The sequence below is a fragment of the Microcystis sp. T1-4 genome, from assembly GCF_000297435.1.
In the GTDB taxonomy this organism is placed as follows: domain Bacteria; phylum Cyanobacteriota; class Cyanobacteriia; order Cyanobacteriales; family Microcystaceae; genus Microcystis.
Genome location: NZ_CAIP01000295.1, coordinates 1 through 784, shown reverse-complemented (window position 1 = coordinate 784; position 784 = coordinate 1). Strand labels below are relative to the sequence as shown.

At 45.9% G+C, this 784-nt stretch carries 1 protein-coding gene; it reads left to right on the top strand.

Features of this window, described 5'->3' with window-relative positions; genetic code table 11:
- The coding region (locus MICAI_RS16345; RefSeq protein WP_039900371.1) for a cation:proton antiporter at nt 1-784 on the top strand (784 nt) is incomplete at both ends.

Sequence of the window (784 nt, the reverse complement as noted above, 5' to 3'; positions counted from 1 at the left end):
GTAATTAGTATTGCCGCTTTTCTGGTGATTGCCTACCCTCGCAGCGATCGCTCTCTCTGGGTTGCCCTGCGTTATCTGTTTATCAGCAATGTGGCGATGTTATTTTACCTTATTGGCGCAGTTTTAGTCTATAAAGCCAATAATTCCTTTGCTTTTGCTGGTTTAAAGGGCGCACCTCCCGAAGCCTTGGCTTTAATCCTCATGGGATTATTAGTCAAAGGGGGAATCTTTGTCTCGGGATTATGGCTACCGATGACACACTCGGAATCGGAAACCTCTGTCTCGGCGCTGATGTCGGGGGTGGTGGTAAAAGCTGGCATTTTTCCCCTCCTGCGCTGTGCTTTAATCCTAGAGGATTTGGATGGACTAATTCGGCTTTTCGGGGTGCTAACGGCGATTTTTGGCGTGTCATACGCAGTGTTTGAAAAGGATAGCAAGCGGATGTTAGCCTTTAGCACGATCGTGCAGCTGGGTTTTATTTTGGCTGCCCCACTGGTGAGCGGTTTTTATACCCTTACCCACGGATTAGTTAAATCTTCCCTATTTCTGTTAGTGGGAGTTTTACCCAGTCGCAATTTTAAAGAATTACAGCAACAAGCGATCCCTAATTCCCTCTGGATTGCTATTGTTATCGCCAGTTTTTCCATCTCTGGATTCCCCTTATTATCTGGTTTTGGGGCGAAAGCGTTAACGATGAAAAATTTATTACCTTGGCAAGAGGTAGCCATCAATTTAGCAGCCGTAGGTACAGCGATCGCCACTGCCAAATTTATCTTTTTACCCC